The 20299-nt window shown below is 70.7% G+C and carries 16 protein-coding genes and 1 tRNA gene; 8 read left to right on the top strand and 9 right to left on the bottom strand.

Annotated elements, in window-relative coordinates:
- Positions 1-366: 366 nt before the first annotated feature.
- Positions 367-1689 (bottom strand): MFS transporter, encoded by a 1323-nt coding sequence (locus tag AB0M88_RS07300; protein ID WP_364096778.1) that lies wholly within the window; start codon positions 1687-1689, stop codon positions 367-369.
- A 57-nt stretch (positions 1690-1746) separates the two neighbouring features.
- Positions 1747-5025, bottom strand: a complete 3279-nt coding sequence (locus tag AB0M88_RS07295; RefSeq protein ID WP_364096775.1) for an efflux RND transporter permease subunit — start codon at positions 5023-5025, stop codon at positions 1747-1749.
- Between the two features lie 118 nt (positions 5026-5143).
- Here AB0M88_RS07295 and AB0M88_RS07290 point away from each other — a divergent pair, with 118 nt between their 5' ends.
- A complete protein-coding gene (locus AB0M88_RS07290; RefSeq protein ID WP_364096772.1) occupies positions 5144-5608 on the top strand; it encodes a MarR family transcriptional regulator in 465 nt (154 codons plus the stop codon).
- Here AB0M88_RS07290 and thrC read toward each other — a convergent pair.
- The 4 genes from thrC to argS all read right to left on the bottom strand — a co-directional run bounded on the left by thrC (position 5594) and on the right by argS (position 11151).
- Positions 5594-6643, bottom strand: coding sequence for a threonine synthase (gene thrC / locus AB0M88_RS07285; RefSeq protein WP_364096769.1), 1050 nt, complete (start codon positions 6641-6643; stop codon positions 5594-5596). The two genes, AB0M88_RS07290 and thrC, sit on opposite strands and share 15 nt — an antisense overlap.
- Before the next feature lie 144 nt (positions 6644-6787).
- Positions 6788-8095, bottom strand: a complete 1308-nt coding sequence (locus AB0M88_RS07280; RefSeq protein ID WP_364096766.1) for a homoserine dehydrogenase — start codon at positions 8093-8095, stop codon at positions 6788-6790.
- A complete protein-coding gene (lysA, locus tag AB0M88_RS07275; RefSeq protein WP_364096764.1) occupies positions 8092-9477 on the bottom strand; it encodes a diaminopimelate decarboxylase in 1386 nt (461 codons plus the stop codon). The genes AB0M88_RS07280 and lysA overlap by 4 nt, the downstream gene beginning before the upstream one ends.
- A 3-nt stretch (positions 9478-9480) precedes the next feature.
- Positions 9481-11151 carry an arginine--tRNA ligase gene (gene argS, locus AB0M88_RS07270; RefSeq protein WP_364096761.1) on the bottom strand — a complete coding sequence of 557 codons (1671 nt, stop codon included), beginning with the start codon at positions 11149-11151 and terminating at the stop codon, positions 9481-9483.
- Between the two features lie 86 nt (positions 11152-11237).
- Between argS and AB0M88_RS07265 the strand changes: the two genes are divergently transcribed.
- The 3 genes from AB0M88_RS07265 (at position 11238) to AB0M88_RS07255 (ending at position 12926) form a co-directional block, all read left to right on the top strand.
- A complete protein-coding gene (locus tag AB0M88_RS07265) occupies positions 11238-12116 on the top strand; it encodes a DUF3105 domain-containing protein (protein WP_364096758.1) in 879 nt (292 codons plus the stop codon).
- On the top strand, positions 12116-12781 hold the full coding sequence (locus AB0M88_RS07260; protein ID WP_364096755.1) for a DUF305 domain-containing protein: 666 nt from the start codon (positions 12116-12118) through the stop codon (positions 12779-12781). The genes AB0M88_RS07265 and AB0M88_RS07260 overlap by 1 nt, the downstream gene beginning before the upstream one ends.
- A gap of 73 nt (positions 12782-12854) precedes the next feature.
- Positions 12855-12926, top strand: a tRNA-Arg gene (locus AB0M88_RS07255).
- A gap of 676 nt (positions 12927-13602) precedes the next feature.
- Here the strand turns inward: AB0M88_RS07255 and AB0M88_RS07250 are convergent.
- Positions 13603-14052, bottom strand: coding sequence for a MarR family transcriptional regulator (locus AB0M88_RS07250; RefSeq protein ID WP_364096752.1), 450 nt, complete (start codon positions 14050-14052; stop codon positions 13603-13605).
- Between AB0M88_RS07250 and AB0M88_RS07245 the strand changes: the two genes are divergently transcribed.
- The 3 genes from AB0M88_RS07245 (at position 14012) to AB0M88_RS07235 (ending at position 15734) form a co-directional block, all read left to right on the top strand.
- Complete coding sequence (locus AB0M88_RS07245) at positions 14012-14362, top strand: NAD(P)-binding protein (RefSeq protein WP_364096749.1); 351 nt, start codon at positions 14012-14014, stop codon at positions 14360-14362. The genes AB0M88_RS07250 and AB0M88_RS07245 overlap by 41 nt on opposite strands.
- Before the next feature lie 77 nt (positions 14363-14439).
- Positions 14440-15333 (top strand): FAD-dependent monooxygenase, encoded by an 894-nt coding sequence (locus AB0M88_RS07240; RefSeq protein WP_364096746.1) that lies wholly within the window; start codon positions 14440-14442, stop codon positions 15331-15333.
- An 89-nt stretch (positions 15334-15422) separates the two neighbouring features.
- Complete coding sequence (locus AB0M88_RS07235) at positions 15423-15734, top strand: hypothetical protein (protein ID WP_364096744.1); 312 nt, start codon at positions 15423-15425, stop codon at positions 15732-15734.
- Between the two features lie 40 nt (positions 15735-15774).
- On the opposite strand, the gene AB0M88_RS07230 is transcribed toward AB0M88_RS07235, so the two are convergent.
- Positions 15775-16536 carry an isocitrate lyase/phosphoenolpyruvate mutase family protein gene (locus tag AB0M88_RS07230; protein ID WP_364096741.1) on the bottom strand — a complete coding sequence of 254 codons (762 nt, stop codon included), beginning with the start codon at positions 16534-16536 and terminating at the stop codon, positions 15775-15777.
- Positions 16537-16607: 71 nt separating this feature from the next.
- Here AB0M88_RS07230 and AB0M88_RS07225 point away from each other — a divergent pair, with 71 nt between their 5' ends.
- Positions 16608-17813 (top strand): helix-turn-helix domain-containing protein, encoded by a 1206-nt coding sequence (locus tag AB0M88_RS07225; protein ID WP_364096738.1) that lies wholly within the window; start codon positions 16608-16610, stop codon positions 17811-17813.
- Here the strand turns inward: AB0M88_RS07225 and AB0M88_RS07220 are convergent.
- Complete coding sequence (locus AB0M88_RS07220) at positions 17753-20272, bottom strand: protein kinase (protein ID WP_364096735.1); 2520 nt, start codon at positions 20270-20272, stop codon at positions 17753-17755. The two genes, AB0M88_RS07225 and AB0M88_RS07220, sit on opposite strands and share 61 nt — an antisense overlap.
- Positions 20273-20299 lie beyond the last annotated feature (27 nt).

Genomic DNA, 20299 nt, shown 5'->3' with positions numbered 1-20299 from the left:
GGTCCCGTGATTACGCTGTTCAGCAATCTGGTGTTGTCGTTACCGACGCTCGCGGTGCTGATCGTCGGCCTGGTTCTGGTCTCGGCCCGGGGCCGGTTGCCGGCCCGCAGCGCGACGCTCGCCCGCAGCGGCCTGCTGCTGATGGTGCTCAACCAGGCGCTGTCGCTGATCTGGTCGGTGCTGTTCCCGCACGTGGTGCTCCGACGTGGTTACGCCGACCGCACGCTGGGCATTCAGGCGATCGGCTATCTCAGTGCGGGCATCAGCTTCGTCCTCGGCGCGATCTTCGCGGTCGGCCTGGCGCTGCTGATCGCGGGCCTGGTCACCGCCCGTCGGGCCGCACCCGCCGAGCCGGCACCCGACGCCTCAATCTCTTTCCCGGCTGCCCCGGTCCAGCCGGCGCCCTTTCAGCCCGGTGTCGCCGGGGAGACCGGCCGCATCCTCCCCGACGCTCAGGACCCCTGGAGCGGTGACTCCGCCCGGGCTCAATGACAGCTTGCGGGTGGCCAGCCGCCAGACGACGGCATAGGTGAGAGTGATCAGGCCGCAGCCGGCCAGGATCACGCGCTGGTCCACGTGGTCGACGACCGCGGTCGCCCCCAACTGGCTCACCGCGATGGCCAGCGTCGCCAGCATCATGTCGACCGCGAAGACCCGGCCCCGCAACCGGTCGGGCACCTCACCCTGCAGGGCATAGTTCGAGAGGGTCCAGTTGGCGCCGCCGGCGAAGTGCGCGACGAAGACCAGCACCAGCACCAGGGCAAACCACGGACTGAGCGCGACCCCGAGATAGCCGACTCCGTAGAGCGCCATCGACAGGGCGAGGCTGAGCATCAGCCAGGACCGATGACGGAGCACCGGCCGCAACACGAAAGGGCCGACGAGCGCGCCCGCCCCGCGTACGGCGAAGAGCAGGCCGGCACCGAGCACACCGGCCCCGTGGGCCGCCGCGATCAGCGGGAAGACCGTGAGCACCCCGTTGCCGAGCCCGGCCGCCGACTTGACCGTGACCAGCGCGCCGACCCGCGGCCGGGCGACGATGTAGCGCAGCGCCTCACCCAGCGCGTGCAGGGTGGCCGGCGCGGCCGTGCCGGCCTCGCGCGGGGCCTGCAGCGGACGGCGGATCAGCGCGGTCAGCAGGGCCCCGGTGAGCAGGCAGACCGCGGTGACGCCGAAACACGCGTACGGTCCGAAAGCGCTGCCAAGCACCCCGCCCAGCGACGCGCCGACGATCGTCATCGTGCCCCACGACGACCCGGCGACCGCGTTCGCCGCGGCCAGGTCCTCGGGCTCGACGACATTGGGCAGCGCGGCCGACGCGGCCGGGCTGTAGAACGACTTGGCCACCGCCATCGCGGCGACCGCGACCAGGGCCAGCGGCGCGGTGGCGGCCGAACGGACGAGGAACAGCAGCAGCACCGCGACGAACTCGGCCAGGTTGGCGGCGATCAGGATGCGCCGGCGGTCGATCCGGTCGGCGAGGGTGCCGGTGAACGGCAGCAGCAACGCGTTGGTGCCCGTGTCGACGGCCAGCACCAGGCCGCCCCAGACGCCGCTGCCGGTGAGCTGGGGCAACAGGCTGAGCAGGGGCACCATGACGAACCAGTCGGCGCCGAAAACCACCAGTTCGGCACCGAAAAGACGGCGGAAGTCACGGTTGCCGGTAACGACTGAAAGAGCTGATGACACGTACCGAACATTACTGGCCGGACCGGCGTCGCCGGTCCGGCCAGATTGATGGTGATGTCAGGCGTTCGGCTCCGGGCGCGGTTTCCGGTTGACCTTGAGCACCTCGAACTGATCGGTGTAGCCGCGCAGCGCGCCGTTCGGCTGGGCGCTCTCCTGCGCCTCATGAGCGCCACCGCCGGCCACCGGGACCGGCTCGCCGACCGCCACCGGCTCGTCGTTCTCCTCCGGCTCCGCCGCGTGCCTCGGCTCCTCGACCGCCCCGCCGGCCTTACGGGCCCGCTTGGCGGCCCGCTTGGCCCGCGACTTCTCCTTACGGTTCTCGACCATCGTGTAGAGCGTGGGCACCAGCACCAGGGTCAGCAGCGTCGAACTGACCAGGCCACCGATGACCACAATGGCCAGTGGCTGGGAGATGAAGCCGCCCTCGCCGGTGAGCCCGAGCGCCATCGGCAGCAGCGCGAAGACGGTGGCGATGGCGGTCATCAGGATCGGCCGCAGACGGTGCCGGCCGCCCTCGATCACCGCCTCCTGTACGCCCATGCCCTGCAAGCGGTAGTGGTTGATCAAGTCCATCAACACGATCGCGTTGGTGACCACGATGCCGACCAGCATCAGCACGCCGATCAGGGACGGGACGCCGAGCGGCGTACCGGTGACGAGCAGCAGCGCGATGGCGCCGGTCGCCGCGAACGGGATCGAGACCAGCAGGATCACCGGCTGGATCAGGCTGCGGAAGGTCGCCACCATGATGATGAAGACGATCGCGATCGCCGCCAGGACGGCGAGACCCAGCTGCTTGAACGCGTCGGCCTGGTCGGCACTCACCCCGCCGAGCGAGTACGACGCGCCGGCCGGCAGCTTCAGCGCGGCCAGCTTCTTCTTCAGGTCGGCGGTCGGCTGGCCGAGGTCCGAGCCGGTGACCGTGCCGTCGACCGTCGCGGTGCGGTTGCCGTCGACCCGGGTGACCTGCTCCGGCCCGTCGACCTGCTTGACGTCGGCGACCGCGTCGAGCCGCACGATGCCGCGGGCGGTGCTGATCGGCAGCGCCTTGAGTGCGTTCGGATCGGCCGGGGCCGTGCCGAACGAGACCACCACGTTCTCCGTGGCGCCGCCGACCGTGATCTGGCCGGCCGGCGCGGACCGGAAGGCCCCCGCCACGCTCTGCCCGATGGACGCCTCGGTCAGGCCGTAGCCGGCGGCGACATCGCGCTTGACCTGCACGTCGAGCCGGGGAACGCTGGCCGCCAGCGTGGTGTCGACCTCGCTGACCCCACTGACCCCGGCCATCGCCTGGCGCACCTGATCGGTGGCCGCGGCGAGCACGTTCGCGTCGGCCGCCTGCACGTCGACCGAAAGCTTGCTGCCGCCGAGCCCGGAGTTGTCGTCGCCGAGCTTGACCTCGCCGACGCCACTCATCGAGTCGAACTTGGCCCGCAGCTCGTCGCCGACCTTGGCCGCGTCGGCGCCCTCGTCGAGAGCGACCGAGAAGCTGGCGGTGCTCGCCCCGCTGTTGCCGGCGAACGGGTTGAAGTCGCCGTTGCCGACCGTGACCTGATATGTCTTCACGTCGGACCGGCCGGCCAGGACCGCCTCGACCTGCTTGGCGGCGGCGTCGGTGGTGGCCAGGCTGGTGCCGACCGGCAGGGTCTGCGTGATCGACAGCGTGTCCTGGCCCGACTGGTCGAGGAAGTTGGTCTTCAGCTTGGTGGCCAGGCCGAGCGTGCCGACCAGCACGATCACGCCGATCAGCAGCGTGCTCACGCGGCGCTTGGTGGCGAACCGGATGACCGGAAGGTAGGCCCTCTGGAGCGGGCTGCGCTTCTCCTTCTCCTCGGCGGCCCGGCGGATCGCCTCGGTATCGGCCCCGGCGGGCGGCGGCTTGAGGAACCAGTACGCCAGCACCGGCACCACGGTCAGAGCCACGAACAGGGAGGCCAGCAGCGCGACCGTCACCGTGATGGCGAACGACGAGAAGATCTGCCCGACCAGACCGCCGACCAGGGCGATCGGGGCGAAGACGGCGACCGTGGTCAGCGTCGAGGCGGTCACCGCGCCGGCCACCTCACGCACGGCGGAGGTGATCGCGTGGACCTTCGGTTCGCCGTACTCCAGATGTCGTTTGATGTTTTCCAGCACGACGATCGAGTCGTCGACCACCCGGCCGACCGCGATGGTCAAGGCCCCGAGGGTGAGCAGGTTGAGGGTGTAGTCACCGGTCCAGAGGGCGATCAGCGCGATGAGCACCGACAGCGGGATGGACACGGCGGTGACCAGCGTCGACCGGATCGAGAGCAGGAAGATCAGGATCACGATCACGGCCATCACCAGGCCGAGCAGGCCCTCGGTGGTCAGGCTCTTGATCGAGCGCTGCACGAACGGCGCCTGGTCGACGATGACGGTCAGCTTGGCGCCCGAGTCCTTCTGGAGCTGGTCGAGCTGGTCGCGCACCGCCACGGAGATCTGCACCGGGTTGCCGTCGGGCTTGGCGGTGACCGCGATGCCCAGGCTGTCGACGCCGTCGGTCCGCGTGAACGAGGTCGCGGTCGGCAGCTTGCTCTCCACCGCGGCGACGTCGCCCAGCTTGACCGGGCCGTGCGAGCCGGTCAGATAGACGCCCTTGAGCTGGTCGACCGAGGTGACCGGGGTGCCGACCTGCACGTTGAGCGACTGCTGGCCGTCGGTGACCGCACCGGCCGGGACCGAGACGCCGTTGGCCTGGAGCACCGTGGTCAGCGACTTCGGATCGACGCCGTCGGCGCCCATCTTGGCCAGGTCCGGCGTGATCACAACCCGGGCCGAGCGGGCGCCGGTGACCTGCGTGTCCCGGACGCCGGCGATGCCGTTGAGCTCCGGGACGACGGTCTGGTTGATGCGGTTGAGCAGGTCGGTCTCGTCGCTGCCGCCCGAGGCGGCGAGGACGATCGCCGGGATGTCGTCGGTGCTGCCCGCGAAGATCGTCGGCGTGACGTTGTCGGGCAGCGTGGACTGGATCCGGTTGATCGACGTGGTCAGCTGGTTGACGGCCTGGTCGATGTCGGTGCCGAAGACGAAGGCGACGGTGACGGTGGCCGAGCCCTCCTTGGTCGTGGAGGTGACGGTGTCGATGCCGTCGGTCCCCTTGACCGCGTCCTCGATCGGCTTGGTGATCTGGTCTTCGATGATCTCCGGGCTGGCGCCCGGAAGCGACGCGCCGATGAACGCCGCCGGCAGTTCGATCGACGGGAACAGTTGCTGCTTCAGCGACGGGATCGCAACTGCACCGAAGCCCACGATCACGATCGCGATCAGGGCAACGAGACCTCGGTTGGCGAGACTGAGCCGAGTCAGAAAGGACATGGGCGCTCCCCCGGTAAAGGTTCGTCCTGTGCTAATAGTTTGCCCGACGCGAACAAATGGTTTTCCATCGGGGTCGCTGATAACGTCCGATCAGCGCGTGACACTCAAGGGGTTTGCGGTGACCGAGAACGAGCAGCTCATCGCCGATATTATGGTGGTGCAGCAGCGGCTCCGGAGCCTGTTTGCGGCCGACCGGTCCGGCCCGCTGTTCAGCTCGCACCTCACCCTGTCGCAGCTCAAAATTCTCATGCTGCTCTCCCGCCACGGCACCCTCACGGGCGGCGAACTCGCCCGCATGCTGGGAGTCGGACTGGCCACCTCGAGCGGCATGATCGACCGGCTCGTGGTGCAGGACCTGGTGACACGCACCGAAGACCTGCACGACCGGCGGGTGCGCCGGATCGGTCTCACCAGGACGGGTTCCACACTCATCGCGAGCATCGTCGACGCCGGGCAGGAAAAGATGCGCGCGCTCCTCAGCCGGCTCTCAGCCGAGGAGCTCGAGATCGTCTCGCGGGCGACCGCCCTGCTGGTGAGGGCAGCCGAGCAGGAATCCGGCTCGCTCGAGTCAGGCCAGGCCTAGTTCGCGGGCCGCGATCAGCACGTCGTTCTTGATCGTGGTCGGCGACGGGGCGGTCGAGATCGCCCACTCCGGGTCCTTGAGGCCGTGCCCGGTTACCGTGCAGACCACCGTCGAACCCGCCGGCACCTTGCCCGCCGCCGCCTGCTGGAGCAGGCCGGCCACGCTGGCCGCGCTGGCCAGCTCGACGAAGACGCCGACCTCGCGGGCGAGCAGCCGGTAGGCGGTGAGGATCTCGCGGTCGGTGACCGCCTCGATCAGGCCGCCCGAGGCGTCCCGCGCGTCGAGCGCCTTGGTCCAGCTCGCCGGGTTGCCGATGCGGATCGCGGTGGCGATCGTGGACGGCTCCTCGACCACCTCCCCGTTCACGATCGGGGCGGCGCCGGCGGCCTGGAAGCCGTACATCTTGGGGGTTTTCGAGCTGTTCCCGGCCGCGAGATCTTCCTGGTAGCCCATCCAGTAGGCGGAGATGTTGCCGGCGTTGCCGACCGGCAGGCAGTGGATGTCGGGGGCGTCGCCGAGCGCCTCGACGATCTCGAACGAGGCGGTCTTCTGCCCGTGCAGCCGGAAGATGTTGACCGAGTTGACCAGCGAGACCGGGTAGTCCTGGGACAGCTTCGAGGCGAGCGCGAGGCAGTCGTCGAAGTTGCCGCTGACCTGCAGCAGCCGGGCCCCGTGGACCAGCGCCTGGGCCAGCTTGCCGAGCGCGATCTTGCCCTGCGGCACCAGCACCGCGCAGGTCAGTCCGGCCCGGGCGGCGTACGCCGCGGCCGACGCGCTGGTGTTGCCGGTGGAGGCGCAGATGATCGCCTTGGAGCCGTCCTCGACCGCCTTGGAGACCGCCATGGTCATGCCGCGGTCCTTGAACGAGCCGGTCGGGTTGGCCCCCTCGACCTTGAGGTAGACGTCGGCGCCGACCCGATGTGACAGGACCGGCGCGGGCACGAGCGGCGTGTTGCCCTCATGCAGGGTGACCACCGGGGTGGCCTCGGTGACCGGCAGACGATCCCGGTACGCCTCGATCAGTCCCCGCCACATGGCCTTTCTCCTCACTCAGAGCGTCAAGACTCGTCCCAGCGTGCCGCAATGCACCGAATCTTGGGACGAGTGTCCATCACTCGGGACGACGGCACACAGCTTCGACGGTGTTTCCGCCCGGATCGCCGACAAAAGCACCCAAGCTCAGCTGCCTCCCTCGACCCGGAGCACGCTGGCGATCGAGCGCACGATGTCCAGTCCGGACAACTCCTCGACCGTCGCGGCCAGATCGGCGTCCGGCGCCCCGTGGGTGACGATCACCAGCTTGGCGTCCTCTTCCCGGCCCGACTGGCGGACCGTCGCGATCGACACCTCGTGCTGGGCGAAGACACCGGCCACAGTGGCGAGCACACCCTGCCGGTCGGCCACGTCGAGGCTGATGTGATAGCGGGTGACCGCCTCGCCGATCGAACGGACCGGCAGGTGGGCGTAGTTGCTCTCGCTCGGCGCCCGGAAGCCGGCGAGCCGGTTGCGGGACGCCGCCACGATGTCGCCGAGCACCGCGCTCGCGGTCGGGGTGCCGCCCGCCCCGCGGCCGTAGAACATGAGCTGACCGGCCGCCTCGGCCTCGACGAAGACCGCGTTGAACGCGTCGCCGACCCCGGCCAGCGGATGGCTCCGCGGGATCATCGCCGGGTGCACCCGCACGCTGACCGACTCCTGGCCGGCCGAATCGGGGCCGCGCTCGGCGATGCAGAGCAGCTTGATCGTGCAGCCCATCTCCTGGGCGCTGGCCATGTCGCCCGCGGTCACCGCGGTCATGCCCTCGCGGAACACGTCGGCCGCGGTCACCCGCGAGTGGAAGGCCAGGGAGGCGAGGATGGCGGCCTTCGCGGCGGCGTCGAAGCCCTCCACGTCGGCGGTCGGGTCGGCCTCCGCGTACCCCAGCTCGGTGGCCTCGTCGAGGGCCTCGCTGAACCCGGCACCGGTGGCGTCCATCGAGGAGAGGATGTAGTTGGTCGTACCGTTCACGATGCCGGTGACCCGGGTGACCCGGTCGCCGTGCAGCGACTCGCGCAGCGGGCGGAGCAGCGGGATCGCGCCCGCGACCGAGGCCTCGTAGTAGAGGTCGGCCCCGCCCTCGGCCGCCGCGTCGTGCAGCGCCGCGCCGTCCTCGGCCAGCAGCGCCTTGTTGGCGGTGACCACGCTCTTGCCGGCCCGCAGTGCCTCGACCAGCCAGGTGCGCGCCGGCTCGATGCCACCGACGACCTCGATCACGATGTCGACGTCGTCCCGCTTGATCAGGCTGAGCGCGTCGGTCGTGAAGAGTGCCGGGTCGACCCCGCCGCGGGATTTGTTGATCCTTCGCACGGCGATGCCGGCCAGCTCGAGGGGCGCTCCGATGCGGGCGGTGAGGTCGTCGGCCTGATCGTGGAGCAGGCGGACCACTTCCGAGCCGACGGTCCCACAGCCCAGGAGTGCCAGGCGGACCGGTTTGCCAGAGGAACTCATCCAACATCCAATGCGAGCAGGTCGGCCTCGGTCTCGCGGCGCACGATCACGCGCGAGGCGCCGTCACGCACCGCCACGACCGGTGGCCGAGGCACGTGGTTGTAGTTGCTCGCCATGCTCCGGCAATAGGCACCGGTGCCCGGCACGGCAAGAAGATCTCCGGGCTGCACGTCGGCGGGCAGGAATTCATCCTTCACGACGATGTCCCCGGACTCACAATGCTTTCCCACCACGCGGGCGAGCATCGGCTCGGCCTTCGACGCGCGACTGGCCACCGTCGCGCTGTACGAGGCGTCGTACAGAGCCGTCCGGATGTTGTCGCTCATGCCCCCGTCGACGCTGACATAGGTACGGATGCCGTCGACGTCCTTGACCGTGCCGACCTCGTAGAGCGTGAACACCGCCGGCCCGACGATCGCCCGGCCCGGCTCGATCGACAGCCGCGGCTTGCGCAGCGAGGCCGGCTCGCACTCCGACTCGACGATCTTGTTGATGCGTTTGGCCAGGTCGCCCGGCGTCGACGGGTCGTCCTGGGTCGTGTACGCGATGCCGAAGCCCCCGCCCAGGTCGAGCTCCTCCAGCTCGACGCCCCGCGCGTCCCGGATCTGGGCCTGCAGCTCGATCACCCGGCGCGCCGCGACCTCGAACCCGCTCGTGTCGAAGATCTGCGAGCCGATGTGCGAGTGCAGGCCCTTCAGCTCGAGCACACCCTCGTCGAGAATCGTCACCGCGGCCTGGAACGCCGCCCCGCCGGCCAGCGAGAAGCCGAACTTCTGGTCCTCGTGCGCGGTCGCGATGAACTCGTGGGTGTGCGCCTCGACCCCGACCGTGACCCGGACCAGCACGTTCGGCCGCTTGCCGGCCAGCCGGGCCAGATAGGTCAGCCGGTCGATCTCGTCGAACGAGTCGACGACGATGCGCCCGACACCCGCCTCGAGAGCCCGCGACAGCTCGGACGCCGACTTGTTGTTGCCGTGGAACCCGATGCGCTCGGCCGGGAACCCCGCGGCCAGCGCCACCGCCAGCTCGCCGCCCGAACAGACGTCGAGGAACAGGCCCTCCTCCTCGACGATCCGGACGACCGCCTTGCACAGGAACGACTTGCCGGCGTAATAGACGTCGGCGTCGCCGAACGCGGCCGCGAACTCACGGCACCGGGCACGCAGGTCATCCTCGTCGAGGAAGTAGGCGGGCGTGCCGTGCTCGGCCGCCAGGTCGGCGACGCTGACGCCACCGACCCGCAAAAACCCGGCCTCGGCGCGGGTCACGGTGCGCGGCCACAGCTGCGGCACGAGGGCGTTCACGTCTCCGGGCGTACGCAACCAGGCCGGCCCACGGTTGCCCAGGTCGCCGTGCAGCGCCCCGGCCTCATGCGCTCGCATGCCCTACATCCTTTCCGGAGCGGAGACGCCGAGCAGGCCCAAACCGTTGGCAATCACCGTACGGGTGGCGTCGTTCAGCCACAGGCGGGCACGGTTGCCGTCGCCGACCGGCTCGTCGCCCTTGGGCAGCACCCGGCAGGCCGGCTCGTCGTAGAACCGGTGATAGGCGCCGGCGATCTTCTCGAGCAGCCGGGCGACGTGGTGCGGCTCGCGCAGCTCGGCCGACCGGGCGATCGTCTCGGGATATTCGCCCAGCGCCTTGAGCAGCTCGTTTTCCTTCTCGTTGACCAGCAGCTCGGCCTTGAAGGCGTCCGGCTCGCCCCGGGTCAGACCGACCGCCGCGGCCTGCCGGGACACGCTCGCCGTACGGGCCGCGACATATTGCACGTAGTAGACCGGGTTCTCCCGGCTCGCACTGGTCCACAGCTCGACGTCGAGGTCGATCGGCGAGTCGGAGGAGTAGCGGGCCAACGCGTACCGGGTCGCATCGACGCCGAGGGCGTCGACGAAGTCCTCCAGGGTGACCACCGTGCCCGCCCTCTTGCTCATCCGCACCGGCTCGCCGTCGCGAACCAGGTTGACCAACTGGCCGATGAGGATCTCGAGGTTGCGCTCCGGGTCGTCGCCGAAGCACGCGGCCATCGCCTTCATCCGGCCGATGTAGCCGTGGTGATCGGCGCCCAGCATGATCACGACGCGATCGAAGCCGCGCTTACGCTTGTCCAGGTAGTAGGCGCAGTCGGCGGCGAAATAGGTCCAGTCGCCGTCCGACTTGCGGAGCACCCGGTCCTTGTCGTCGCCGAACTCGGTGGTGCGCAGCCAGGTCGCCCCGTCGGACTCGTAGATGTGGCCCTGCTCGCGCAGCCGGTCGAGCGCCTCCTGCAGCTCACCCCGGTCGTGCAGGTCCTTCTCGTTGAAGTAGGTGTCGAACCGGACGCCGAACTCGGCCAGCGACTCCTTGATCTCGGCGAACATCAGCTGCACGCCGACCTCACGGAACCTCTCGACCGCCGTCTCCTCGCCGAGCTGCAGGATGTCGGGCGCCTCGGCCTGCACGGCGGTCGCGATCTCGGCGATGTAGGCCCCGCCGTAGCCGTCCTCGGGAGCCGGCTCACCCTTGGCACTCGCGTACAGAGAACGGGCGAAACGGTCGATCTGCGACCCGGCGTCGTTGAAATAATATTCGGTGCCGACCTCCGCGCCGGCGGCGCGGAGGAGGCGGGCCAGGGCGTCGCCGACCGCCGCCCAGCGCACGCCACCGATGTGTACGGGACCGGTCGGGTTGGCCGAGACGAACTCCAGGTTGATGCGCTCGCCCGACAGCGTGTCCGAATGGCCGTAGTCGGCGCCGGCGAGCACGATCTCGCGGGCCAGCTCGCCGGCCGCGGCCGCGTCGAGCCGGATGTTGAGGAAGCCCGGTCCCGCGACGTCGACCGACTTGACACCGGGCTGCCGCCCCAGCTCCTCGGCCAGCGCGGCGGCGAGCTCACGCGACGGCATACCCACCTTCTTGCCCAGCTGCAACGCCAGCGTCGAGGCGTAGTCACCGTGCTCGGGGTTGCGGGGCCGCTCGAGCGCCGTGGTGGCGGGGAGGGCGGCGACATCGAGCCCGCGGGTCTCGAACACGGCACGAGCAGCTGAGAGAACGGTGGAGGCAAGGTTGGCGGGAGTCACTCAACCATGCTATCGGGGGTAGACTTCGGCACTCGGCGGCCACCCGAGCCCCGCCTTTCCGCTTGCACACGAATTGACGAGGCACGATGAGTATGAGCACGCCGGGTCCCGAACGGGTCCCGTCCAAGGTCAAGGTCGACAAGACCTCCGGCCAGGGTAAGCCGCCCGCCGGCGGATCCAAGCCCGGCGCGGCCGGCTCCAAGCCCGGCGCCGCTGCCGGCGCCAAGAAGGCCGGCGCCGCGAAACCCGGTGCCGCCAGGCCCGGAGCGAAAAACACCGGCAGCGGCAAAGGCCGCCGGCCGGTCACTCCGGTCAAGGTCTCCAGCAGTACGAACTGGGGCCCCATCGCCATCGGCGGCGTCGTCGGCGTGGTCGTGCTCGCCATCATCGGCTACGCGGTGTTCGCGGTCGTCCGAGGCTCCCGCAGCTGGGAAGACAAGGTCGCCGACATCAAGGGCGTAGTCAACTACCGCGCCCAGAAGAACGCGGCGCTCGACTCCCGCAACCACAAAGACGGCACCCTGACCTACGTGACGAGCCCGCCCGTCGGCGGCGACCACAACCCGCTCTGGCAGAACTGCATGGGCGACGTCTACGACGCCGCGATCGCCAACGAGCACGCCGTGCACAGCCTCGAACACGGCGCCGTCTGGGTGACCTACAAGCCCGGCATCGCGCAGGACCAGATCGACGACCTGAAGAAGAAGGTCCAGGGCAAGGACTACATGTTGATGTCGCCCTACCCGGGCCTCGACCACAACGTCTCCCTGCAGGTCTGGGGCTACCAGCTCAAACTCGACGACGCCACCGACCCGCGCATCGACGAGTTCATCAAGGACGCCCGGCTCAACGCCTCCATGGAACCCGGCGCGGCCTGCTCCAGCGGCAACACGACCACCGGCCCGGTGACCGCCGCCGCAACCGGCACCCAGCCCGGCGTGACCCCGCCGTCCGCAGGAAACTGATGACCGTCTCCACCGACTCCGACGCGGCGGCCACGGCCGCCGTGTCGGACGACCCCCCAGCCCCCCGCTCCCGCCGCGGCCTGATCATCACGGCCGCGGCCCTGGTGATCGGCCTACTGCTGGGCGCAGTCGTCGGCCTGCTCTACCGCCCCCTCACCGAACCCAAGGACAATTCGGTCGAGGCCGGCTTCCTCCGCGACATGTCGACCCACCACGCCCAGGCGGTCGAAATGTCGATGATCGCCCACGCCAACTCCGACGACCAGGCCGTGGTCACCCTGGCCGGCGACATCGCCCTGACCCAGCAGGGCCAGATCAACTACATGCAGGCCTGGCTCCGCGACTGGCACCTCAGCCCCACCAGCACCGACTCCCCGATGACCTGGATGCCGGGCGGCCCCGGCGAGGTCGTCAACGGCCTGATGCCCGGCATGGCCACCCCGGCCCAGCTCGACACGCTGCGCAAGGCCACCGGCAAACAGCTGGACATCCAATACCTCCAGCTCATGCGCCAGCACCACCTGGGCGGCATCCACATGGCCCAGGAAGCCATCGACCTCTCGAAAAACAAAGACGTCGACTGGCTGGCCGGCACGATGGTCGCCTCCCAACAGGGCGAAATCACCGTCATCAACGACATGCTCAAGCAACTCGGCTCCAGCTGACCAGCGGTTACAGGGCTCGCCGGAACCGGTTGGCGTGGGCTCCGGCGGGCCTGCTAGGCTTTCGAATCACTGGGCCCCCGTAGCTCAGGGGATAGAGCGTCGCCCTCCGGAGGCGAAAGCGCAGGTTCGAATCCTGCCGGGGGCACGAGTCCATGGCCGCCATGTGTTCGCTGAGAAGCGCGAACCTGGTGGCCTCGTCATTTTCCCTGGGGCCCGAGCCCCAGACCCCACGTGTGGTGGGCAGCGTGCGTGAGTCTCCCGCTGGAAGGGGCTTCGCCCCGTCCTCACATGCGGTGGACAGCGTGCATGAGTCTCCCGCTCGAAGGGGCTTCGCCCCGTCCTCACATGCGGTGGACAGCGTGCATGAGTCTCCCGCTCGAAGGGGCTTCGCCCCGTCCTCACATGCGGTGGGCAGCGTGCGTGAGTCTTCCGCTGGAAGGGGCTTCGCCCCGTCCTCACGTGCGGTGGGCAGCGTGCGTGAGTCTTCCGCTGGAAGGGGCTTCGCCCCGTCCTCACGTGTGGTGGACAGCGTGCGTGAGTCTCCCGCTGGAAGGGGCTTCGCCCCGTCGCGCGGAAATTGCACGAGCGGGCTACCAAGACGGCGTCGCCGAGTGCTCGCTTCGGCCCGAGATCCGCGGACTTCTGTGGCGAGCACCGTCACGTGTGGCGAGCACCGTCACGCCATGACCTGGGGACGGCTGCCCTGCGGAAGCCACCAACGCGATCTCGCCTCAATCGGGCAGCCGGAGAGTCGCATGCGAAGCCCCGGCTACTGCGCCGCCGAATGTCGCTGCCCGATCACCTCATCCTTCGATGGCTGCTCAGGCGACTGTGGCCGTACGGATGGCGCGCAGCGTGGCCACCGTGGCCCGCATCTGGTCGCAGCTGGCCTGGTCGACGACGAACCGCTGGATCAGGTCGAGGTAGTCGGGCAGGGCTGCCTGCAGGCGTTCCAGCCCTGGGCCCGTGGCGACGGTGTACCAGCTTCGCCGGTCGTCGCCGCATGCCTCGCGCTGGACCAGGCCGCGCTGCTGCAGCCGGTCGACGACGCGGGTCATGCCGCTCTGGGAGAAGCGGGTCAGCGCGGCCAGGTCGCTCATGCGCAACCTATGGTCCCGCTCGCCCGCGAGGTGGCGCAGGACGTCGAACTCGATCGCGGTCAGCTGATGCGTGTCGAAGAGTTCGGTGACGAGGCAGCTGAGTCCGTGGTAGGCCTCGCTCAACAGGTTCATGGTGGTCAGGCGGTCGTCGGTCAGGCCGGGCTTCGTCATGCGCTTCTTCCTTTGCTCTCTGCCTGAACAGACGGGCGGCGGGGCGGAAAGTTCGCGCGGAAATTTGATATATGAGCTGCATCGAGGTTGGCCGACTGTCTTGAGTGGAGCTCGCATGGGGACCAGACCACTCCGTGTCGCCGTCGTCGGCGCCGGTGTCGGGGGCCTGACCGCCGCGATCGCGTTGCGGGCCCGGGGCTTTGAGGTGGAGGTGTACGACCAGGTCCGCGAGCTGAGTGAGATCGGCGCCGGGTCTCGCTGGGCGGCAACGGGATGCGGGTGCTCGACGCGCTCGGTCTCGGGGCGGTGACCCGAGCGATGTCGGCCAATCTCTAGCGGATCACCTTTCACCACTGGAAATCCGGTGATATCGCCTATGAGCATCCGATGGGCGACTGGTACGACGAGCGCTTCGGCGGCCCGTTCCTGGGCATTCACCGCGCCGATTTCCACCAGTTGCTGCTGGATGCGTACGATGGTTCCCCGATCTGGGGCCGCCGGTGCGTCGCGGTCGACGAATCGCCCTCCGGCGTCGAGCTGTCGTTCGCCGACGGCTCGTCCGCGTCGGCCGACGTCGTCGTCGGGGCGGACGGCCTGCGTTCGGTGGTGCGCGGCCACGTGACCGGCGCGGAGGAGGCGGCCTTCTCGGGGATGAGCTGCTATCGCGGCCTGGTCCCGGTCGACAAGGTGCCCGGCGGCTCCCGCTTCGGGCTGACCTTCTTCCTCGGCCCGAACCGCCACCTGGTCGTCTATCCGGTGCGGGGCGGCGAGCTCATCAACTTCGTGGCCTACGTGCCGGACCCGTCGTGGTCGGTCGAGTCGTGGTCGTTCAAGAGCTCGGCGGCCGAGGCGGCCGGCGCCTTCGAAGGCTGGAACCCCACGGTGACCACGATGCTCACCCACGCCGACGAGGTCGGCCGCTGGGCCCTGTACGACCGGGAACCGTTACGCCACTGGAGCACCGCCCGGGTCACGCTCCTCGGCGACGCGGCCCACCCGATGCTGCCACACGCCGGTCAGGGCAGTAACCAGGCGCTGGAGGACGCGGCGGCCCTCGCGTTCTCGCTCGCGACCCTGGCCCCGCCCGAGGCCCTGCAGCGATATGAGCGGCTGCGCAAGGCCCGCACCCGCCAGATCCAGTTGGGTTCCCGGGCCAACGCGACCTGCTTCCAACTACCCGACGGCCCGGCGGTCGACGAGCGCAACGCCCGGCTCCTGTCCCTGCCCGAGATGGTCGGCTGGATCCACAGCTACGACATCTACGCCGACCTCGGTCGATGAGTGGTAGACCTGTCCTCGACCTGTCCTCCGCTCGCGATTGCGAGGGGTCGGGGCCGGGTAAGGGACCGTCTCACCGAAAGGAAGACGACATGGCGAGCGAAGACTTCACCACCGAGGCGGCCGAGGGGCAGCGGGACCGCCGGTTCCATGGCGGCACGCCGGCCCATCTCGACGACGACGAGCTGGCCCGCCGCACCGAGGCGGAGCGCGCCGAGGCCGGGGTCACCGACTACGACCCGGCTGACGTGCCGCCGGCCACCGACGACCCGGTGCCGTTCGACCCCGACTTCGACTCGGACGAGCAGGACATCGAGCGCGTCACCGCGCGGCAGGAAGCGGAGGGCGAGACGACCCCGCTCAGCCCGGACAACCCGTTCCCCCCGACGCGCTACGCCGAGTAGACATGCGGAAAGGCGGCCCCGACCAGGGCCGCCTTTCGTTTCACAGCAACGAGTTCAACTCGCCGTAGGGGATTTCCTCGGTCAGGGACGCGTACGTCCCGGCGGAAAGCGCCTCGCGCGCCGCCTTCCGCATCACCGCATAGGCCGCGGAGGCCACCCCGGAACCCAGGCTGACGCGGGCCACACCCAGGCGGGCGAGCTGCGGCACCGTCGGTGCCCCGGGCCCGACGAGTACGTTCAGTGGGGCCGGAACCTTCGCCACGAGTTTCTCGATGGTCGCCGGATCGACCACGCCCGGCACGAAGACGCCATCCGCGCCCGCTTCCACGAAGGCCTGCGCCCGCGCCAGCACCGCGCCGAAGTCGTGGCCACCCAGCAGATATTCGTCGATCCGGGCGTTGATGAAGAGCGCGTCGCCCGCGGCGCCCCGTGCCGCCGCGAGCCGGGCCGCCTGCTCCTCGACCGGCCGCACCCCGTCCTCGATGTTGACGCCGACCGCCCCCGCCACGACGACCAGGCGAATCGTCTCGGCGACCGCCTCCGGGTCCGCCCCGAACCCGGACTCGATGTCAGCCGTCACCGGCACCCGCACCGCGGCGACCACCCGCCGGACCGCGGCCACCGCCTCGTCCCGGTCGAGGACATCGCCGTCGCGAGCGCCCAAGCTCCAGGCAACGCCGGCGCTGGTCGTGGCGACCGCCCGCGACCCGGCCTCCTCGGCGATCCGGGCGCTCGCCGCATCCCAGGCGTTGACCAGCACCAGCGGCGACCCGGGCACATGTAAAGAACGAAAGTCAGTCACCTGCTCAGTCTTCGCCGCGGGCGCGCCCGGCCCTAAAGTTTCAGCTCTAGCTAAAACGTCGGAGGTGGCCCGTGGTCGCGATCGGCCTGTCGGCGCCGGCGGTGGCGCGCATCCGCATCGGCGTGTCCTGCCTGTGGGAGGTGCTGGCCAGCGCCCGCATCCTGCGCGACCCGGGCGTGCCCGAGGTCCACCGCCGGTGGGCCGCGCAGGTCCGGCTCGCGCCCGGGCTGCTCCGGCACCTGGTCGCCCCGACCGGCGGCTACACGCCGGACTTCCTCACTCCACCGCCGTCCGGCCTGACCGCCGACCTCGACCGCGACCTGGCCGGCCTGCGGGCGACGCCGCCCGAGGTGGTGCGGTCCCACCTCGACCTGATGCCGGGCGAGCGGCCGGCGGCGATGCGCGACCTCTATGTCGACCCGCTGGCCGGCCTGGACCGGCTGGCCGAGGAGATCGCGGCCTACTGGCAGGAAGCGATCGTCCCGGACTGGCCGCGCATGCGCTCCCTGCTCGAGGCCGAGGTACAGCGCCGCGCCCGCCGCCTGGCCGAAACCGGCAGCGCAGCCGTCCTCAACGACCTCCACCCAGCCGTCACCTGGACCGACCGGCAGGCCCCGAGCGGCACGGCGGCGCCGCCGACACCGCCGACAAACCGGCAAGCCGGGAGCGGCACCACGGCTCGGCCGACGCCGTCGACCGACCGGCACGCCAGGGGCGGCACCGCCACACAACCGACGCCGCCGACCGACCGGCAAGCCGCACCGCTCTATCACGACCCGGTCGCGCCGGCGGCCTGGGCCGGCGGCCGGCTCGAGGTGGATCAGCGGCACTGCTCGGCGCCCGATATGCCGGATGCCGCCGGCCTCGTATTGGTCCCGTCGGTGTTCGTGTGGCCGTCGGTGATGACCGTCTGGGCCGGCCAGGTGCCGCAACTGGCCTATCCGGCGCGCGGCGTGGCCACCCTCTGGGAGCGATCGTCGCGGGCGCCCGGCGCCTTGGGCGCGGTGATCGGCCGGGGCCGGGCGCGGCTCCTGGCCGAACTGGGCGTGCCCCTGTCGACCACCGAGTTGGCCCGGCGCACCGGCATCTCGGCCGGGGGCGTCTCGCAACATCTGAGCGCGCTCCGGGCGGCCGGCCTGGTGATCACCCACCGTCAGGGACGGACCGTCCTCAACTCACGCACCGCGGTCGCCGAGGCACTACTCACCGCCGCCGGTCAGAGCGGCAGCACCAGCGGCGCCGGGGTGCCGGCCACGCAGGTGACGGTCATCCGGTAGCGGTTCGTGGCCCCCTTGAAGACGATCTCCGCAGCCAGCGCCGGCCCCTGGTTGACCTTCTGCACGGTGTAGCCGGGGTTCGGCTCCCAACTGGTCAACTGCCCTTTACCTTGGGAACACACGGCGTAGACGACCCCGCCGTCCGAACTCAGCCGGGTGCCGACGGGCCCACTCGAGGCATGCGCCGACGGCTCACCGCTCGGCCGCGACGCGCTCCCGGCCCCGCTCGAACTGGGCCCGTCGCTAGGCCCGGCCGACACGCTCGACGCGGTCACGCTGAGCATCGGATGCCCCGCACCGGCCGACCCGTCCGGCAGCACCGACCCGGCGCCACTCACGCTGGGCGACGGACGCACCGCCCCGGACGGCACCGCCGACGGCGCCACACCAACCACCCCGGAGGCCGCCCGTTCGTCCGCCCCCGGCCGATCGGCCAACCCCCAAAAACCCAGCACGACGGCCAACAGCGCCGCAACTCCGCCGCCGGCCAGGAGAACATTCCGGCGCCTTTTCCGTACGGCGTCCCCCTCCCCAACCGCACCCGCCAGCCCCGAATCCACCCATGACCCGGCCCGCCCCGCAGCCGCCCAGGCCCCGCCGTCACCAGCACCGCCCCGGGCAGCGACCACCCCGGCCCCGAAGACGACGTCGTCACCCTCGACCACCCGCCGACGCCCACCCGCCGACGCACCCCGACCCCGCCCAGCCTCGGCGGCCGGGCGGCCCTCGGGGTCCAACCCTCGACCGACCGAATCCCGCCCCGCCCCACCCGAGCCAGGTCCAGCAGAACCGGGTCCAGCAGGCCCAGGCCCAGCGGAACCGGTCCCCGGCTGCGTGCTGTCTTCGGATGTTTCCCAGACCTCGCCAGGCAGCGGAGACCGCATGGCTCCGATCTCGGCGCCCGGCACGAACGCCACCGCCTCAGCGCCCGGTCCGGTGGTCAGGTCAGCCGAGCCACGACCGTCGGCCGCTCCGAAGGCCGCGGAAGCTCCATCGGGATCCAGGGCCGAAGACCCGACGGCTCCGGGCCCGAAACCCCCGCCGGAAGCATGGCCTCCCTTGGTCGCCTCGGCCCCCGATCGCCCCTTGTTCCGGTCGCTGTCGGCCCCACCGGTCGGACCGAAGTCAGGCCCCGAGTTAGCGCCCGCGGCAGCCCGACGACCAGCCACGCTCGAAGCGCCGGTGCCAGACCCCGAGGCCGCAGGGTCCGCCCCGCCGAATGCCGACCCCGAGGCCGCCCCTCTGGAAGCCGAGCCCGAAGCCGTTGTCGGAGCAGGAGATGGGGAAGCAGCCCCTCCGTCCACCCCCAGATCGCCAGCACCGCCGGGCAACCCCGAGCCAGAGGCACCGCCAAGCGCCGCGTCACCCACACCGCCCGGCAGCCCCGAACCAGGGGCACCCCCAAGCCCCGAGCCACCCACACCGCCCGGCAACCCCGAACCAGCCGCACCCACGGCCGCCCCTCCGGAAGCCGTCGCCCCGGTCGCAGCGCGGCCCGGCACCGAGCGGCGCCGGCCGCCGGCGCGCACCGGCGACGAGCGGGGGTGGGACGCCGAGGTCAGTTCGTCGTACTCCTCGCCCTCCACGGCTCGCGGCGACGGGACGGTGGCCGGGCGGGTGGGCTCGCCGCGTACGGGAAGGAGGGCGGCCTCGGCCGCGTCGCCCAGGGTGGCCGACACCTCGGTGGCGGTGGGGCGTTCGGCCGGGTTCTTGCGGAGGCAGCGGTCGATCAGGCCGGCGACCTCGGGGGGCACGCCGGGCAGTCTGGGCAGCGGCGACGGCTCGATGTAGATGTGCGCGTTGAGCATCTGGGTGGTCGTCTCGACTGTCCACGGCGGCTCGTGGGCGAGCAGCCGGTAGAGGAGGACGCCCAGGGCGTAGACGTCGGACGCCGCCTGCACCGCGGCGCCGGTGAGACGCTCGGGGGCCAGGTAGGCGGGGGTGCCGACCAGCATCTCCTCGGGTGAGGCGGGGCCGACCGCGGCCGCGATGCCGAAGTCGACGACCTTGGCGCCGGTCGCCGTGACCATGATGTTGGCCATTTTGATGTCGCGGTGGACCAGGCCGTCGGCGTGAGCGGCGGCCAGTGCGGCCGCGACCTCGCCGCAGATGCGGAAGACCGTGCGGGGCGGCAGCGGGGCGCTCGCCACCCGCTGCTGGAGGGTGGGGCCGTTGACGAGTTCCATCACCACGTAGGGCCGGGGTGTGCCGCCGTCGGTCGATTCGCCGTAGTCGTAGACCTGGGCGATGTTGGGGTGGGAGAGGGTCGCCGCGGCGCGGGCCTCGTCGCGGATGCGGGCGCGCGACTGTGGATCGCCGGCGAATCGGCCGGCGAGCACCTTGACTGCGACCGGGCGGCCGAGCACCTCGTCGCGGGCCCGCCACACGACGGCCATCCCGCCGGTGCCGAGCTCGTGCAGCAATTTGTAGCGGCCGCCGAGCGTCTCCTGAACCTCCACCCGTGGAAGTGTGCCGGTTCGACCGCG

Origin of the sequence: Actinoplanes sp. NPDC051411 (genome assembly GCF_040682075.1) — a bacterium.
In the GTDB taxonomy this organism is placed as follows: domain Bacteria; phylum Actinomycetota; class Actinomycetes; order Mycobacteriales; family Micromonosporaceae; genus Actinoplanes.
This window is presented reverse-complemented; position numbering and strand designations above follow the sequence as displayed.

What these genes read in the sequence shown, in the direction of transcription:
- AB0M88_RS07240 (WP_364096746.1), top strand. Translation starts at nt 14,440, where the DNA reads ATGGGCGACTGGTACGACGAGCGCTTCGGCGGCCCGTTCCTGGGCATT.
- AB0M88_RS07260 (WP_364096755.1), top strand. Translation starts at nt 12,116, where the DNA reads ATGACCGTCTCCACCGACTCCGACGCGGCGGCCACGGCCGCCGTGTCG.
- AB0M88_RS07265 (WP_364096758.1), top strand. Translation starts at nt 11,238, where the DNA reads ATGAGTATGAGCACGCCGGGTCCCGAACGGGTCCCGTCCAAGGTCAAG.
- AB0M88_RS07295 (WP_364096775.1), bottom strand. Translation starts at nt 5,025, where the DNA reads ATGTCCTTTCTGACTCGGCTCAGTCTCGCCAACCGAGGTCTCGTTGCC.
- AB0M88_RS07280 (WP_364096766.1), bottom strand. Translation starts at nt 8,095, where the DNA reads ATGAGTTCCTCTGGCAAACCGGTCCGCCTGGCACTCCTGGGCTGTGGG.
- AB0M88_RS07245 (WP_364096749.1), top strand. Translation starts at nt 14,012, where the DNA reads ATGGTGGTCAGGCGGTCGTCGGTCAGGCCGGGCTTCGTCATGCGCTTC.
- AB0M88_RS07250 (WP_364096752.1), bottom strand. Translation starts at nt 14,052, where the DNA reads ATGACGAAGCCCGGCCTGACCGACGACCGCCTGACCACCATGAACCTG.
- lysA (WP_364096764.1), bottom strand. Translation starts at nt 9,477, where the DNA reads ATGCGAGCGCATGAGGCCGGGGCGCTGCACGGCGACCTGGGCAACCGT.
- thrC (WP_364096769.1), bottom strand. Translation starts at nt 6,643, where the DNA reads ATGTGGCGGGGACTGATCGAGGCGTACCGGGATCGTCTGCCGGTCACC.
- AB0M88_RS07235 (WP_364096744.1), top strand. Translation starts at nt 15,423, where the DNA reads ATGGCGAGCGAAGACTTCACCACCGAGGCGGCCGAGGGGCAGCGGGAC.